Origin of the sequence: Streptomyces filamentosus, assembly GCF_014654895.1 — a bacterium.
In the GTDB taxonomy this organism is placed as follows: Bacteria; Actinomycetota; Actinomycetes; order Streptomycetales; family Streptomycetaceae; genus Streptomyces; species Streptomyces filamentosus.
On the sequence record NZ_BNBE01000004.1, the window covers coordinates 1,078,439 to 1,093,820 of the forward strand.

At 71.1% G+C, this 15,382-nt stretch carries 17 protein-coding genes; 5 read left to right on the forward strand and 12 right to left on the reverse strand.

The genetic code is table 11. The annotated features are described in order from the left end of the window. Positions 1–18: 18 nt before the first annotated feature. Entirely contained in the window at positions 19–813 is a 795-nt protein-coding gene (locus tag IE326_RS38640; RefSeq protein WP_190044896.1) for an HNH endonuclease signature motif containing protein, read from the forward strand. 364 nt (positions 814–1,177) lie between these two features. Here the strand turns inward: IE326_RS38640 and IE326_RS38645 are convergent, their stop codons facing one another. The 5 genes from IE326_RS38645 to IE326_RS38665 form a co-directional block, all read right to left on the reverse strand. After that, positions 1,178–2,701 carry a hypothetical protein gene (locus tag IE326_RS38645; RefSeq protein ID WP_190044897.1) on the reverse strand — a complete coding sequence of 508 codons (1,524 nt, stop codon included), beginning with the start codon at positions 2,699–2,701 and terminating at the stop codon, positions 1,178–1,180. Positions 2,702–2,810: 109 nt separating this feature from the next. Further along, positions 2,811–5,189: an NACHT domain-containing protein gene (locus IE326_RS38650; protein ID WP_190044898.1), complete on the reverse strand. Its 2,379-nt coding sequence runs from the start codon at positions 5,187–5,189 to the stop codon at positions 2,811–2,813. After that, a complete protein-coding gene (locus IE326_RS38655) occupies positions 5,170–5,637 on the reverse strand; it encodes a DUF6375 family protein (protein ID WP_190044899.1) in 468 nt (155 codons plus the stop codon). Before IE326_RS38655 ends, IE326_RS38650 begins: the two co-directional genes overlap by 20 nt. Then, positions 5,634–6,533, reverse strand: a complete 900-nt coding sequence (locus IE326_RS38660; RefSeq protein WP_190044900.1) for a radical SAM protein — start codon at positions 6,531–6,533, stop codon at positions 5,634–5,636. Before IE326_RS38660 ends, IE326_RS38655 begins: the two co-directional genes overlap by 4 nt. A gap of 659 nt (positions 6,534–7,192) precedes the next feature. Beyond that, complete coding sequence (locus IE326_RS38665; protein ID WP_190044901.1) at positions 7,193–8,116, reverse strand: pirin family protein; 924 nt, start codon at positions 8,114–8,116, stop codon at positions 7,193–7,195. Positions 8,117–8,353: 237 nt separating this feature from the next. Between IE326_RS38665 and IE326_RS38670 the strand changes: the two genes are divergently transcribed. From IE326_RS38670 to IE326_RS38680, 3 genes are all read left to right on the forward strand, one after another. Beyond that, a complete protein-coding gene (locus IE326_RS38670; RefSeq protein ID WP_190044902.1) occupies positions 8,354–8,551 on the forward strand; it encodes a hypothetical protein in 198 nt (65 codons plus the stop codon). Between the two features lie 96 nt (positions 8,552–8,647). Beyond that, on the forward strand, positions 8,648–9,100 hold the full coding sequence (locus IE326_RS38675) for a hypothetical protein (RefSeq protein ID WP_229915867.1): 453 nt from the start codon (positions 8,648–8,650) through the stop codon (positions 9,098–9,100). Between the two features lie 84 nt (positions 9,101–9,184). Continuing rightward, positions 9,185–9,871: a DUF6766 family protein gene (locus IE326_RS38680; RefSeq protein WP_150234676.1), complete on the forward strand. Its 687-nt coding sequence runs from the start codon at positions 9,185–9,187 to the stop codon at positions 9,869–9,871. Between the two features lie 25 nt (positions 9,872–9,896). On the opposite strand, the gene IE326_RS38685 is transcribed toward IE326_RS38680, so the two are convergent. Genes IE326_RS38685 through IE326_RS38715 form a run of 7 tightly spaced genes read right to left on the reverse strand, consistent with a single transcriptional unit; the run spans position 9,897 to position 14,671 of the window. Further along, positions 9,897–10,766, reverse strand: coding sequence for a metallophosphoesterase family protein (locus tag IE326_RS38685; RefSeq protein WP_150234678.1), 870 nt, complete (start codon positions 10,764–10,766; stop codon positions 9,897–9,899). Next, a complete protein-coding gene (locus IE326_RS38690; RefSeq protein WP_150234680.1) occupies positions 10,763–11,026 on the reverse strand; it encodes a BON domain-containing protein in 264 nt (87 codons plus the stop codon). The genes IE326_RS38685 and IE326_RS38690 overlap by 4 nt, the downstream gene beginning before the upstream one ends. Further along, complete coding sequence (locus IE326_RS38695; protein ID WP_190045056.1) at positions 11,019–11,675, reverse strand: nucleotidyltransferase family protein; 657 nt, start codon at positions 11,673–11,675, stop codon at positions 11,019–11,021. Before IE326_RS38695 ends, IE326_RS38690 begins: the two co-directional genes overlap by 8 nt. Before the next feature lie 5 nt (positions 11,676–11,680). Then, entirely contained in the window at positions 11,681–12,703 is a 1,023-nt protein-coding gene (locus IE326_RS38700; protein WP_190044904.1) for an iron-containing redox enzyme family protein, read from the reverse strand. Continuing rightward, the gene (locus IE326_RS41985) at positions 12,700–13,077 is read right to left on the reverse strand and encodes a CDGSH iron-sulfur domain-containing protein (RefSeq protein ID WP_190044905.1); all 378 of its coding nucleotides are present in this window, start codon (positions 13,075–13,077) and stop codon (positions 12,700–12,702) included. The genes IE326_RS38700 and IE326_RS41985 overlap by 4 nt, the downstream gene beginning before the upstream one ends. Then, entirely contained in the window at positions 13,074–13,781 is a 708-nt protein-coding gene (locus IE326_RS38710) for an HAD family hydrolase (RefSeq protein WP_190044906.1), read from the reverse strand. Before IE326_RS38710 ends, IE326_RS41985 begins: the two co-directional genes overlap by 4 nt. After that, on the reverse strand, positions 13,778–14,671 hold the full coding sequence (locus tag IE326_RS38715; RefSeq protein WP_308440360.1) for a HemK2/MTQ2 family protein methyltransferase: 894 nt from the start codon (positions 14,669–14,671) through the stop codon (positions 13,778–13,780). Before IE326_RS38715 ends, IE326_RS38710 begins: the two co-directional genes overlap by 4 nt. Positions 14,672–14,824: 153 nt before the next feature. On the opposite strand from IE326_RS38715, the gene IE326_RS38720 reads away from it, so the two are divergent. After that, on the forward strand, positions 14,825–15,376 hold the full coding sequence (locus tag IE326_RS38720; RefSeq protein WP_308440361.1) for an SRPBCC family protein: 552 nt from the start codon (positions 14,825–14,827) through the stop codon (positions 15,374–15,376). The last annotated feature ends 6 nt before the right edge of the window (positions 15,377–15,382 follow it).

Consider the following 15,382-nt stretch of genomic DNA (forward strand, 5'->3'; position numbering starts at 1 on the left):
GGCGCAGGAGGGAGTTTCGTGGGCGAGGCACGGAAGTACACGTCGGGGACGCATGCGGCGTTGATGTCGCTGTGTCGCGGCTTTTGCTACTGGCCTGGATGCGAGGAGCCGGTCACCCGGTTCGTCGACGGGGAGCACATTCTCAATCTGGAGATCGCGCACATCCGGGCGGTCAGCTCGGGCGGCAAGCGGTTCGATCCGGAGCTGTCGCTGGACGAGAAGAACGCCTTCTCGAACCTGTTGCTGTTGTGCAAGGTCCACCACGTCCGGGTCGACGGCCACGGCAGCGAGCAGTACACGGTGGAGCTGCTGGAGGCGTGGAAGGAGCAGCGGGAGAGTGAGGGGACGGCTCCGCTGCTGGAGCTGCAGGGTCTGACGGAGGAACGGCTGCGGGAGCTGGTGTCGGAGTCGTTCGCGTCGTTCCAGGACGAGACACGCGAGGCTCTGGAAAAGCTCGCGCGGATCGCTCCCGAGGCTGCCGCGACACTTCAGGTCCTGGTGGAGGAGCTTCGCGATCCGCGGGTGCACGGGTTCGGAATCGATCCAGACACGGCGTCGTGGCTGCGGTCCGCTTCCGACGGCCTGGGGCATCTGCAGGACACCGCCCCCCTGCTGTGGAGAACCGCGAGTGCCCTGGGGCATCTACAGGACAGCGCCTCCACCCTGTACGCGGCGGCCGACAGCCTGCGCGGGGCGGAGGACATCGCCAGGGCGGTGCAGGACGGCGCCAGTGAGCTCATGAAGGCAGAGGGTCTCATCGTGCAGCTGAAGCTGGCGGCCGACGAACTCCGAAGGGCCAGAGGCGGGTACTGAGCCGAGTCGTCGTACGCGGTGTGGCGGCCGGCTCGCAGCCCTTCGGGGTCGCCGGCCGCCGTCTGCTCCCCATGGCATGCTCCGCGCCTCAGGTTGAGCAAAGCTCGCCATCCTGACACTCCCCGACGGGCACCGGTGCCTTGAGCGGAGTACTGATCGCCTGCGAGCAGGCGCATCGTGCTGTCGATACGCGCAGGCCGGGTGCTTCGCTCCGAGGCTCTGTGGTCCTTCTCTATTGGGCGGGACCGCACCGCCTCGGAGGTATGAACGTCAGCAGAGGGGGTCATCTGCGACAGGGAGCGGGGCCCTCCTGTGTTCCTAAGATGTCAGTCGGGCGGGCTGTCTGACCGGATTGCATCGTCCATTACGTCTCCGAGCTCCGCTGGTTCGTCTCGAGTGTCCGTACGTGTCGCCACAGGTTCGCATGGCTGCGTTGCGCGTCACGTACCCAGGCAGGAGCAGCGTGCCAGTCGACGGCTACTTCACGCTCTCCCCATGCCACCTGCATGATCGTGCGGTTGCCGGCAAAGCACTCGACGAGGTCGCGGCGCAGGAACAGCATGTGGCCGCGCCAGGGTTTAACCGCACGCACGACCGCGGCGGCTCGGCGTCCGTCCAGGCTCACGAGGTCAACGGTGCCGAGGAGTTGCCGCAGCTTGAACTGGTCGGCGAACTCGTAGGACGGCACGTCGTAGGCCCCGCCGAGCCCAGTCTCCGATGTGCTTTCCCACCCGAATTCCACCGCGAGCTGACCGAACCGGATCCCGTCGTCCTGCCAGTCGCGGCGCAGTGCCCGGTGCGGGACTGCACTGGGATCGTCGTCGTCGAAACGGACGGCCAGTCTGGGACTCCACGGCATCTCAGCAGCCAGGACGTCGCGGATCGTTGGAAGCGAGGGGAAGAATTCGTTCCCCAGATAGGACTGTTCGCTGATGAGCTGTCGTGCGGGTTCCACATCCGCACCGTCGAGCAGGAGGGTGCGGAAGAATCCGAACACGGTACGTCCGGCGAGGCGGTGCTCCAGATACCCCTCGGCCAGGAGCCAGCCGCCTTCCACTTGGTGGATCTCCTGCGGCGACCACAGCGCCTCTGGGAGTTCTACCATTCCCGAGGTCAACCAGCTCCGGCTGTCCGTGCGCTCCTTAGGTGCCCATTCAGGAAGAGGCATAGGGGCCACCGGAGGCACGGTGGGAAACGATGGGTCGATGTCAGGCATCTGCCGTGGAGAGCCCCCGAAGGGGGCCGGTGCGCGGCCAGCATCAACAAGGCGTCCGACCATTTCATGATAGGCGATCCAGCCGTACTTCTTGCCATAACGCTCCACCGGCGCGCGCATGCCGGAGTAGCGGCCGGTTCTCATGACAATGGCCTCTTCGACGGTGCCGAAGTCCGCCTCGCGCCATCCCAACTCCCAGATACGGGCCATGACCTCTGCGCGAGCCTTGCGGTACGCGGGGTGATCGAACTGGTAGTTGTCCCTGCCGTTGATCGCAGCGCCGATGACGTAGTTCTCGAAGTCCATGCCGAAGGTGCGCGCGCACTCTTCAGCGTGAGGGTCGTCGTCGTCCATCTCTGGGGCGGGCGCCGTTGTTGCGAAGGTCAGCGCCAAGGGGTCGACGCCGTCGGGTACAGCGGCCGGGTGAAGGTTGGCAGCGAATTCATACGCTGCGCGGACATACTCGCGCAGTTGCTCGTGCGAGGTGGGTGTGGTGCCGCCGTCGAGGAAGTGGCCACGCAGCTGGTCAAGCCAGGCCTGCAGGGAGTGTTCGAACGGTCCGTCGGGATCCGGCATCTGGTGAACGCTGGCGGCGCCGAATGCGGCTCCCACAAGGCGTTCGGTGATGTAGGGGTCGTCGACGTCGAGCATCCGTGCGACGAGATCGAACATTCGTTTGGGGTGGGGGTGACCGTAGCGCTGGAGTGCTTTCGTCGCCAGGTCGCGTAGGTGCTTGTTCGTGGATGTCAGAAGCCATGCGGTGGCCTGTGCGTCCAGGTCGTCAATCTCGGTGCGGCTGTCGCTGTGGCTCCAGGTGTCGATCGCGCGTTCCAGGTCGGCTGTGAGCTGCTCCGAGGAGTGTCGGACCCATTCGGTCCAGTGGAGGTCTCGTTGCGGGAGGGGCAGGTGGCGCAGGACCCGGTCGAGGAACGTGGCGTTCAGTCGGTGGGGGGGCAGCTCTGCGGACCTCCCACAGGCGGGAGAGGACGTGTCGGCGGCCACTGCCGTCGGGGCGCCTGTGGGCGGCCAGCGGGACGAGTGCGTCGACGGTTTCGTCGTCGAGGAAGCCGGACTCCGTCTCGAGCTCCTGGGCGAGCGTGTCCGAGCGGTGCTCGGCGGGTGCGACGCGCCACAAATGGTGCTTGGTGAATCGCCGCGGGAGCAGGGCGACGAGGCCAACGGTGACGTCTTCGCCGAGTGGGTGGGACTGCTCGCCCCTCAGTGATCGCCATAGCATCGCGTCGGCGAGCTGGTCGTCGACCTGTTCGTAGGTCGTGCGTGCCAGGATCGCGTCGGCGATCAGGTACCCGGCGAAACGGTCGAACAGGAAGCCGCACTCGGTGTCGTCGAATCCCTCGATCTCTTCGCGGAAGAGTACGCCTTCCTCTACGAGGCGTCGGAAGAGGCTCTCGTCCCAGGTCTGCTGGCCGACGTCGAGGATCGCTCGCGCGTCGTCGGACGACAGCTTGCGGACACCTTGTGCCCACATGTGCCTGGCGAGGGCGGCAAGATTGCGTTTGATCTGATCGGCGGGCACCAGGATGCGGGCCGGGTCGTGCTCCAGTCGCTCGGCTACACGGTTGCGGTAGAGCTCGAAAACACCGATCAGGGACTGAGGCAAGGCCTCTGCTCCGACCGTCACCCGGCGCTCGTGGTTCGCTGCCTCGCAGTACATGCGGACGAACAGCGGATTGTGGAAGTTGCCGATGGGAAGCCAGGCGTCCGCTGCGTCAATCCGGTAGTGGTCGAAGTAGACGCGAATGATGTCGGCGACCTCGGGGCGATGCCAAGCGAGGTCGAGGCAGACGGTACCGGCCGGGAGGGCATGCTCAGCCAGCGTATTGCGGAGTGTGACGATCACGGCCACGTAGGGGTAGTCGCTCATTGCCGGCGCTAGTTCGGCGAGGAGCGTTTGCCATTCAGAGGGCCGCTCGGCCTCGTTCAGACCATCGATGATCAGGGGCACTCGGCAGCCGGCGCGGTTGCCAGCCGAATTGAGAGCCTCCAGGAGGTCTTCGAATCGGTCGACTCTCAGACCGGGAACGCGCCGGACGAGGTCGTCGAGTGTCTTCCCAACCCGCAGACCGCTGCCTTGGATGAACAGACCTGCTGTCGGCTGACCTGTCGGCGAAGTCAGCTGCGCGGCGAGGTGCGTCTTACCCTGCCCGGCGGGGGCAACGACAGCGAGCAGCGGTGCTTCGGCACACTTCTGCGCGGTGTGCAGCCATCCGACGATGTCGCGGACGTCTGCGCCGATCCCGGTCACGGCAAGTGCCTCAGGCCGACGCCGATTCCTGAGCTTGATCACCAACCGTCTCAGTGTGCGCGGAGAGGTCGTCGGCGGCTGCTGGCTGGCGAGCCGCTCGCGGACTTCCGAGGGCCGCAGGACGCTTGCGGCGTGGATGATCTCCCGGAGGCCGTCAACGAACCCGTCGAGGTCGTCGGCAGCGGCCATGCCGGCTTCTCGGTCATCGGTGTCGAGGGTGTCCAGGCTGGCGCGCAGTTCCTGGATTCGGGGCCCGATGCTGTCGACATAGTGCTGCAGTGGCAGGAACGCCTGCGGCCGCAGCAAGGCCCGATCAATGGCCCGTTCCACGTGGTGGAGGGTATGGAGCTGCGGTGTCCAGCGGGCTGCGATGGGTGCAACAGAGCGTTTGTGGACGTTGGCGAGCTGGTCTGGTGTGAGGACGAGGTCGTCGAAGAAGGTGGAACGGAGCTCGTCGTGGCCGGAGAGCTCGGCGTCGAAGTTTTCGGTGTACCACTGCCGGATGGTTACCCCGTCCGGGCCGAGGCTGTCGATCCACGTCTCGTCGTCTTTCGCGGGGCGCTGGGGAAGGCAGAGAACGAAGTCGGTGAGATTGTCGACGTACTTGATCGCCTTGGTGACGGAGTCCTCGATCTGCGCCCGTTGGCTCCGGCTGAGCTCGTTCCTGTTGTTGAGGATGAGCCATTTGCAGGACCAGCCCCAGACGCGCCCGGGGTTTCCGAGCTCGCCGGGGTGCTCGACAGGCAGGTAGAACTCGACGCCGGGCTGGTTGCGGCGCTCTCGCAGGGTGCCCAGCGCGCCGTAGCGGCGGGACACGATTGCCCGTGTTAGTGCCTCGAAGGTTTTCTCGACAGCGCCGGGCAGCTTTGCCAGATCAGTCAGATCCACCATCATCCCCATCGCTCGTGTCCGAGGGGGCGGCCGGGTTCGCATCGTCCTCGGAGGCGATCGGGGTCGCATCTTCATCCCAGTTGTGGCGGGAGAAGATCTCGACTTTCGCACCATGGTGGAGCAGCACCTTCAGGAATCCCTGGATCTCGGTGTCGTCTGTCCAGATGCGGATCTTCTCTCCGTCCCGGGTAACCCTGTGATCGAGGGCGTAGGCATCGACGTCGGACCGCCCCATGTCGTAGAGCTGCATGTCGTACAGGGCTTTGCTGATCTCGGGGGGCATGCGCTCATCGCGACTACGCCAGTCGTCGTCGGACCACTCGGCTTCAGCGAGGGCCTCGAGCGCCTTCATACGCTCCGTCACCGCTCTGGCCTCGGCCACGGTCTGGAACTGACCGATCAGAATCAGGTTCATCGAGTGCTCCGATCCGTAGCCGTTCCAGATCCTCATCCTGCCTCCCTCAGTGCCTCTACAGCTTCGATGATGGATTGACCGACAGGTACTCCCATGGACGCGTAGGCGTTGGGGCGTAGTACGCCGGCAGCGTCGACGTGCATGTGCGCGTCGAGGGGGGATTCCTCGGGGATGGCCTCTGCCGTGGGCAGCGCTGCTTCGAAGCCGCTGCGAGAAATTGCGAGCCTGACCTCGGTTGTGACCGTGGTGACCCATTGGACGAGGCGCTCGGCATCACTGTCGCTGATCCCAGGGGTGGTCTTGGTCGGCTGCTCGGGCAGAAGCAAGAGCTCGGATGCGCCGGCCGCGCCGGCGAACTCGGCAAGGCGGTCTAGCTCGCTGACGGTGTCGGCGTTGATGACCGCGTTGATCCCGAAAGGAGCGAGAGAATGGAGCAGCCCGGCTGCTTGAACGAGAGCGGTGAAGGGCCGTCCGCGGAGCCGTTCGTAGGTGGCTCCGACGCCGTCGACTGAAAGGCGGACAAAGTGTACGGACCCTCGCAGGGAGTCGATGAGTGCAGGGGTGAGGCGGTGTCCGTGGGTAGTGAAAGTAACCGGGAGAGATGTGGCCTGGGCGATGTCGGCACAGAGCTGAGGGAACTGTCGGTACGTGGTCGGCTCCCCACCGCCGAAGCCGAGTCCGAGGCACCCTGCGGCATCAAGTTCGACAGCCCACTGCAGCACACGCTCCCTGTCGAGCGAAGCGGCATATTTGGGTGCATAGCAGTATGAGCAACGCAGTTCACAGGCATTCGTGAGCGCTACGGACAGGTACCGAGGGGCTCGAGAAAACTGCTCGACAGGTACAGCCACCTCGTCGAGGAGCACGTTGGTCCCGGACACGCGGTCAAAGAGATGGACGCCCGACGCTGACAAGCGGATCTTACAGGTCACCGACAGCATGATGCACTGCTGCCGGCGGGTTGGGGAGACGATGTAGACATACAGCCCGCCCTAAAGGATGAGGATTCCAGGCTGAGCCGACTAGCCTCTTCCGACGGCTTCCTGCTTCACGGCATCGTGCGGGCACGGATGCTCGTCTTAGCGGCGCTCCCCAGACGTTTGGAGACCCTCTTCCCCATAGTCATAGTCGCCCATGATGCGGCGCGCGAAGGCGCACCATGAGGCTCATCGGCGAGAGTACGGAAGGCAGTGCGACGAGCCCGATGATGTCACCGCGCTGAAGCGGAAGGCTCGACCGGGGCTCGGGCAACGCCTGACGTCGAGCCGAGCCGGCCGGCCGGCCGGCCGGAACAGGCGTACCACCACCTCCTGCCGGGCCTTGAGTCACGCGGGCTACCGCGCCGAGACCGTCATGCCACCAGTCCCTGCTCTACACCCGAGAGCACCTGACGACACGTCAGCGAAGTCAGCAAAAGGTCAGCATTCAGCTGACCAGACCCGCTCGCACACGAGCACACCCTGGAAGCACGCCCGCTGACTGCGCGACTGTGGGAGGGTCTGCGATACGCCCCTCCCGCAGTCGCGGCGACAGCCACAGGCACAGCCGGGCGTCCCTCGTCCCTCCATCGACTCGGCAGAGAAACCGCAGGTCAGCGGCGCGCAGGGTTTTTGCGCGGGGCGATCCGGGCGTTGGGGAGGGCCGGGGCCGGGAGGCGGTCGCCCGGGTAGCCGGCGACCTCGCCGAAGCGGTCGGAGGCCTTCTCCCACTCCTCGCGGGCCTCGACGATGTCCTCGTGGCTGCGGCCGATGAAGTTCCACCACATGACGATCTCCTCCCCGAAGGGCGGGCCGCCGAGGAGGACCGTGCGGGCCCGGCCCGCGGAGGTGTTGACGAGGGTGAGGGTGGCGCGCCCGGGTGCCGTGTAGCCGAGGTCGGCGGGGCGGAGGGCGGCGCCCTCCAGGGTCACGTCGCCCTCGTCGACGAGGAGGCCGTGCTCGAACTCCGGGTCCACCGCGAGGGTCACGGTGGCGCCGGGGTCGAGGAGGACCTCGGCGCCGAGGAGGGGCGTGAAGGTGGGGACCGGAGAGGTGTCGTCGGCCAGGGTGCCGAGGAAGACGCGGAGTTCGGCGCCGTCGACGCGGACCGGGCGGGGGGCGTGGTGGGCGAAGGCGCGCGGGGTGTCGCGGTGGGCGTCGGGGAGGGCGACCCAGAGCTGGACGCCGTGCAGGACGGTGGTGCCGGGGGTGGAGACCTCGGAGTGGGCGATGCCGTGGCCGCCCGTCATGAGGTTGATCTCGCCGGGGCGGACGGCGGCGTGACTGCCGAGGCTGTCGCGGTGCTCGATCTCGCCGCTGAACAGCCAGCTCACGGTCTGGAGCCCGATGTGGGGGTGGGGGGCCACGTCCATGCCGCCGGTCTCGGCGACCGGGTCGGGGCCGTAGTGGTCGGCGAAGCACCAGGCGCCGATCAGCGTGCGGGACCGCTGCGGCAGCGTGCGGCGTACGGTCATGGCGCGCGGGCCGCCCAGCGGGACGTCCCGGGGTGTGAGGATCTCGACCTTCGCGTCGCCCATCTCCGACCCCTCCTCGTTTTAGTTTCAGTTTCAACCATTGTGGGCGACGGTCCGCGCCGCCGCAAGTCCATGATCCACCGGCCGTGCCCGGACCGGTGACCGGGGACGGACCACGGAGGACCCTCGGCCTGCGGCTGTTCCGGCCGGGGGCGGGTAGCCGCCGTACGAAGGCCCCGACAGGGGATCGCCGCGGAGGACCACGACGGAGGGCCCCGGCGGAGGAAGGCGGCGAGGACGATGCGCGGACGCGTCGACGGCAGGACGGCGGACCGGAGCACGGGCTGCCGGCACGCGCTCTCCGACGAGGAGTTCCGGGCGCTGATCCGGGAGGCCAGATCCGAGGCGCGGCGCGGCTTCCTGGGCAGGCCGCCGTCCGGCGAGACCGATTTCTCGCTCCGCACGCAGCACGCCGAGTTCGGCGCGGCGGCCCACTGAGCGGGGCGGTGCGGGCGGAGCGCGATCGGGTGAAGCCGGTGCGGCGGGCGGCCCCGCGTCGCCGGGCCGCCCGCCGCGCGCGGGCAGGGTGGGCCCATGGTGACGGCTTCCGGGAGACGGACGACGACAGGGCCGGGGGACTCGGCGGTGCTCCCCCGCGCGGCCGGGGCGCTGCTGGCCGTCCTCCTGCTGGGCGGGTGCGGGGCCTCCGCGGCCCGCGAGGACGGGGCGGCCGACGCGGGACGGCGGTTCGCCGCCGCGCTCTCCGCCGGGGACTACCGGACCGGCTGCGCGCTGCTCGCCCCCGACACCCGCGAACAGGTCGAGGAGGACGGGCGGACCCCGTGCCGGACCGGGCTGCGCGAGGCCGGCCTGGCGACGGCCGTCCCGGTGCGCGCGGTCGCGGTGTACGGGCAGGAGGCGCAGCTGCGGATGACCGGCGACACCGTCTTCCTGTCGCGGTTCGACGGCGGATGGCTGGTCACGGCCGCCGGGTGCGAGGCGCGCGGCGCGGACGAGCCGTACCGCTGCGCGGTGCAGGGGGGCTGACGGCGTGCGGAGCATGTTCCTCGGGTGCGTGGTGCTGATCCTGGGCGGTCTCGCCTACTTCACGGTGATCGGGGCGATGCACCGGTGAGCGCGGCACGCACGGGCTTCTGGCGGTCCAACAGCCTCACCCTCGTCTTCGGCGGGGCCTTCCTCGTCGTCCTCGCCGCCCAGGCCGTCGCCGGACGGGCCGAGTTCAACGAACAGCTGGCCGTGGCCGGACTCCAGCAGATCGGCTTCGGCGCCTACCTCACCTCCTCCGACTTCGCCGTCGACGTCACGGAGAACTGGCAGTCCGAGTTCCTCCAGTTCTTCCTGTACGTGTACGGGACCGTCCACCTGCTCCAGCGCGGCTCCCCGGAGTCGAAGCCCCTCGACCGGGCGGGCACCGAGAGCGAGCGGGACCAGCGGATGGGCCCGCACGCGGCGCCCGACTCGCCCCGCTGGGCGAGCGCGGGAGGCTGGCGGCAGGCCCTCTACTCCCGCTCGCTGGGCCTGGTCATGGCCGTGTTCTTCCTGCTGTCCTGGTTCGCCCAGTCCGTGGCGGGCGCCGCCGCGTACGACGGCGAGCGGCTGCGGCAGCTCCAGGACCCGATCGGCTGGGGCGCGTACCTCGTCTCGGCGGACTTCTGGAACCGCTCGCTCCAGAACTGGCAGTCGGAGCTCCTCGCCGTCTCCGCGATGGCGGTCCTCTCCGTCTACCTCCGCCAGCGCGGCTCCCCGGAGTCCAAGCCGGTCGGCGCGCCGCACACGTCGACCGGCGTCGAAGGCTGACGTCCCGGCCCCGGGGAGCCGCCGGTCAGTGGGTGCCGTAGCGGCCCACGAGGCCGGCGGGACCGGTCCTCGCGCCGGGGCCGCCGTCCAGCGGGAGCCGGTAGAGGGCGAAGGCGTGGTCGATCACGGGCTGGGCGACGTTCCGGACGCGGACGCCCCCGGCCGTCATGCCGTGCTCGGTGCCGAGGTGGGCGTGGCCGTGGACGGCGAGGTCGGCGCCCTCGGCGTCGATGGCCTCGGCCAGCAGGTAGCTGCCGAGGAAGGGGTGGATCTCCGGGGGTTCGCCCGCGAGGGTGTCCGGCACCGGGGAGAAGTGGGTGAGGGCGACGCGGGCGGCGCAGCCGTGCCGGGCGAGCCCGCCGAGGGCGCCCGCCAGGCTCTCGGCGCTCCGCCGGGTCGTGCGGACGAACGCCTTCATCTCGGGCTCGCCGAACTCTCCCGCGCTGCGCCCGACGAACCCGCCGCAGAAGCCCTTCACCCCCGCGACCCCGACCTTGTGCCCGGCGACCGGCAGGACGACGGAGTCGCCCTCCAGGACGTGGGCGCCCGCGTCGCGGAGCACCCGGGAGACCTCCTCGGGCTCGTCGGAGTGGTGGTCGTGGTTGCCGAGGACGGCGACGACGGGGACGCCGAGCGAGGCGATCTCGCCGGCCACCACCCGGGCCTCGGCGACGGTGCCGTGCCGGGTGAGGTCCCCGGCGAGGAGCAGCACGTCGGCGCAGTCGGGGAGGGCCTCGAAGGCGGGGCGGAGCAGGCCCGCGCAGTCCTCGCCGAGGTGGATGTCGCCGACCGCGGCGACGCGGACGACCGGGCGGGACCCGGCCGGGTCGCCCGGGTCGCCGGCGGGCCGTCCGCTCCGGGAGGGGGCCGGCCGGTCCGGTCCGAGGAGGGTCATGACAGCTCCTCCCCGTGGTCCGGGGCGTCGCAGCCCGCCACGGCGACCTCCGCGCGCACCGCGAACCCGGGGAAGACGGTGCGGGCCAGGCCCAGGATCTCGTCGCGCCGGACGGCGGTGGGGACGGTGCCGGTGAGCAGGACGGCGTTGCCGCGCCGCTCCACCTGGACGCCGAGCTCGGCGTGGCCGTCCTCCGCGAGCCGCTCCCGCAGCAGCGCGACGCGGTACTCGTCCTCGTACGGCTCCGGGTGCTCAGTCACGGTCGTCCGCCCCCTCCCGTGCCGCCGGGCCCCCGGGACCGGGCGCCGGGGTGTGCGGAAGGACGTCGAGGAGGTGCAGGAGATGGAGGAAGGCGACGGCCATCGGGTGGTCACGGGTCTCCTCGCGGACCCGGTCCCAGTCGACCCGCTCGCGCAGGCCGCGCGCCACGGGCAGCAGGGCGCCGTAGTCGCAGTGGTGCTCGGAGAGCGCGGCGAGCCGGCAGATCATGAGGTCCGTGGGGTCGAGCACCGGCAGGTGCACGGAGTCGACCGGCAGGACCCGGGCCCGGTCCAGGAGCTCCCTGGTGACGGCCCGTCCCGCGAGGGAGAAGATCAGGTCGATCTGCTCTCCCCCGCTGCGGGCCTTCACCAGCCAGTCCTCCGGCGGGTCCACGATCTCCATGCCGCGCCCGCGCAGCAGCCGGACGACGGTCTCGGAGTCCTCCGCGAGGAGCGCGAAGTCGGTGTCGTGCTGGAGCCGGACCGGGATGCCGTACGCGTAGGCGGCGACGCTGCCGACGAGGGCGAAGGGGCAGCCGGACGCCTTCAGGACGGAGCCGACCTCCTTGGTGGCCTCCAGGATGGCCTGGGTGTGGTCGGGCGGCAGCGCCTCGGCCGCCCCGCCGTGGTCGTCCCGGGACCGTGTCATAAGGGTCACGACTCCTCCTCCACGGGGGCCAGCAGGGCACTGGAGCCCTGCTCCCAGGCGCTGACGACGGCCTCGCCGAGGGCGTCCTCCAGGAGGACGGTGGCCTCGGCTCCGAAGACGACGTCGGCGGCGAGCTTGGGCTCGTCGGCGAGCAGTCCGCCGACGACCTCGTGCCGGACCAGCTGTTCGTGGACGGCGTCGGCCTCCACGTGCTCGTCGTAGTAGCGGGCGGCGGCCTCGCCGACGCCGCACCGGCGCAGGGCGGCGGCGTGCCAGGACGCGGCCGGCGGGGACGTCGTCTCCAGGACGGCGAAGTGGCCGACGAGGGCGCCCCGGTGGGCCCGGCGGAGGCCGAGCAGCGACATCAGGTTGGTGGGGGCGAGGGCGGCCGCGCCGATGACGGGCAGGTAGTGGCCGTAGCGGGGGTCGAGCCCGAGGGCATCCATCAGGTCGGCGTACAGCCCGGCGTGCACCCGCTCCGGCCGGCCGGCGCCGAACTCGTCGTACAGCACGGTCGCCATGGCCGCCTTGGCCCGGCCGCCGAGCCGGGGCAGCACCCACGCCTGCGGGTCGGACTCGCGGAGCTGGTGCACGGACCGCAGGACGGCGTGCTCCCGCAGGTGCGTCAGGGTGCCGTGGCGGAGCAGGTGGCGGGAGACACCCCGGCCGTCCAGCGGCTCGGTCAGCAGGGCGTCGAAGACCTCGGCGGGCGTCCGGGCGCCCGGGCACCCGTCGCGCAGCGCCTCCTCGAAGCGTTCCTCCAGGAGGGCCCGCCCGCGCAGCAGCTCCGGGTCCCACTCGGCGTCGTCGGGCACGCCGTCGAAGCCCCGGTAGTGGAGTTCGTAGCAGAGGTGCAGGGCCAGCTGCACGTCCTCGCCGTACGGGTCGGCCGCCGCGACCTCGCGGGGCCCGGGCAGCGCGCCGGGGCGTCCGCGGAGCCGGCCGGCGAAGGCGGCGGAGATCTCCCCGCGGGCCGGGGGCAGGACGGGCGCCCGGGGATCCGCGGTGCGCGGGAGGGTGGTCGTCATGGCGTGGTCTCCTCGCTGTCGGAGCTGTCGGAGTCGTCGGAGCTGTCGGAGCTGTGCGAGTTGTCGGAGCTGTCGGAGCTGTCGGTACGGCGGGCGGCCCGGCTGCGACGGCGGTGGCTGGTGTCGCAGAAGGGGTCCCGCAGGCTGCGCCGGCACCGGCAGAGGGCGACGACGGGCCGGTCGCTGCGGCGCACGGTCCCGTCCGGGAGCACGATCTCGACGGGCCCCTCGACCAGCAGGGGGCCCTCCGCGAGGGGCGTGACGCGCGCGCGGGCGGGCGAACGGGCGGGGGCCCCGGGCCCGGAGCCCGCGGACTCCGGACCCGCCGGCTCCGCGTCCGGCCGGGCCGCGGCCTTCGGGTCCGCGGGGCTCATGACGTGCCTCCCGGGGCCGGCGGGCGGGCGAGGGGGCCCGCGTCGATGTGGCGGAGCAGGTCGAGGGGATCGTCGTGGACGAGGACGGCGCCGGCGTCCTCCAGCTCCCGGCGGGTCGTGCCGCCAGTGAGGAGGCCGACGCAGGGGACGCCGGCGCGTGCCGCGGCCTCGACGTCCCACACCGCGTCACCGACGAAGACGGCCTCCTCCGGTTCGGCGCCGACCGTGTCCAGGGCGGCCCGCACCAGGTCGGGGGCGGGTTTGGTGGCGTCCGCGTCGGCGCTGGAGGTGGCCGCGTCGATGACGTCGTCGGCGTCGAGCCGGGCGCGCACGGCGGCGACCTCCTCCTCCGACGCGGAGCTGGCGAGCACGACCCGCCAGCCCCGGGCCGCGGTGGCGCGCAGCAGCGCCGCCGCCCCCTCGAAGGGCTGGAGGGAGTCGTACCAGGTGGCGTAGAGGGTGCCGTGGGCGTCCGAGAGGGCCTCGTCCTCGCCGGTCTCGCGGTCCGGGCCGAGGACGGCGTCGAGGAGCCGGTCGGAGCCCATGCCGATCGCGCGGTGGATCCTGACCATCGGCACGGTGTGGCCGTGTCTGCGCAGGGCCTGCCACCAGGCGAGGGTGTGCAGGTAGGTGGTGTCGACGAGGGTGCCGTCGAGGTCGAACAGGGCCACGCCGCGGGACTGCGGTGCGGGGTGCGGGGTCATCGCGCCTCCCGGTGGCGGTGGGGTGCGGCTGTGCCGGGGCGGTCCTCGGGCTCCGGCACGGGTCGCCTGCCCGGATTCCGCCCTGGCATGCGGACGGAGGACGGGGCGGAGGCGGAGGCCGGGGTGCCGGAGGCCGGAGGAACCGAAGAGGTTACGGAGGCCGTAGAGGCCGTAGAGGCCGTAGAGGCCGTAGAGGCCGTAGAGGCCGTAGAGGCCGTAGAGGCGTCCGACGGGTCCGGTGCCGGGCGGACGGCCCTGATCACCACGAGTTCCTCGGTCCGGGTGCCGGGGGCGACCAGTCCGCGCCGCTCGAACCAGCGGGCCCGCGCCGTCATGACCCGGCCGAACGGCTGGAGGCGGCGGGCGACGACCCTGGCCCGGAGTCCCACCGCGCGCAGGGCGGCGAGGGTGGCGGCGACCCCGCTGAGCGAGGACTGGACGAGCAGCAGCACGCCGCGGGGCGCGAGGACGGCGGGGGCCGCGCGGCAGATCCGGTCGAGGAGGAGCCGGCCGTCGTGCCCGGCGTCCCAGGCGCGGGCGGGGCCGCCGCGGGGCGCCTCCCGTCCGGGGGCGGGGACGTAGGGCGGGTTGGCGGTGACCAGGTCGAAGCGTTCGCCCGCGACCGGCGCGACGAGGTCCCCGCGCACCACGCGGAGCCGGCAGCGGCGCAGGCGCGCGTTGCACCGGGCGGTGGTGACGGCGGCCGCGGCGATGTCGGAGGCGGTCGCCCTCGCGCCCCGGCGGGCCGCGGCGATGGCGAGGACGCCGGTGCCGGTGCACAGGTCGAGGGTGCGGGCGCCGGGCGTCAGGCGCTCGCGGGCGAGGGCCTCCAGGAGCAGGGCCGTGTCGCCCTGGGGCGCGTACACCCCGGGCGGTCGGATCATCCTCATGGGTTTCATCCCGCGCGCTTACCCGGCATGCGGTCCGGCACGCGCGCGCGGACCCGTCCGGGGAGCACGGGCGGAGGGGCGGAGGGGGTGGTGGTTACGGGTTCCGGGCGCGGGTAGCCGCGCGGCGACAGGCCCTCCGGCCGAGGTAGGGAGATGACGGAGATGGTGCACGACACGATCGAGGTGGAGGCCCCGCTGCGCGAGGTCTACGACCAGTGGACGCAGTTCGAGGAGTTCCCCCGTTTCATGGACGGGGTGGAGGAGGTCCGGCAGCTCGACGACCGGCTCTGCCACTGGCGGACCAAGGTCGCGGGGGCGACCCGCGAGTTCGACACCGAGATCGTCGACCAGCTTCCCGACCAGCGCATCGCGTGGCGGACGGTCGGCGGGGACGTGCGGCAGAAGGGCGTCGTCACCTTCGAGAAGGTGGACGAGGCCCGTACCCGGGTCCAGCTCGCCATGGAGGTGGAGGCGTCGGGCATCGCCGACCGGGCCGCGAAGGCGATGGGCGTGGTGGAGAACAGGATCGAGGGCGACCTGCAGCGCTTCAAGCAGTTCATGGAGGAACGCGGCCGGGCGACCGGCGGCTGGCGCGGCAGGCTCCGTCCCGCCGACAGCGCCGGCGGCACCGCGCCGCCCTCCCCCGCCACGCCGTCCCACGACGTGCCGTCCCACGACGTGCCGCCGTACCCCGGCCCCGCGTGACGGGGC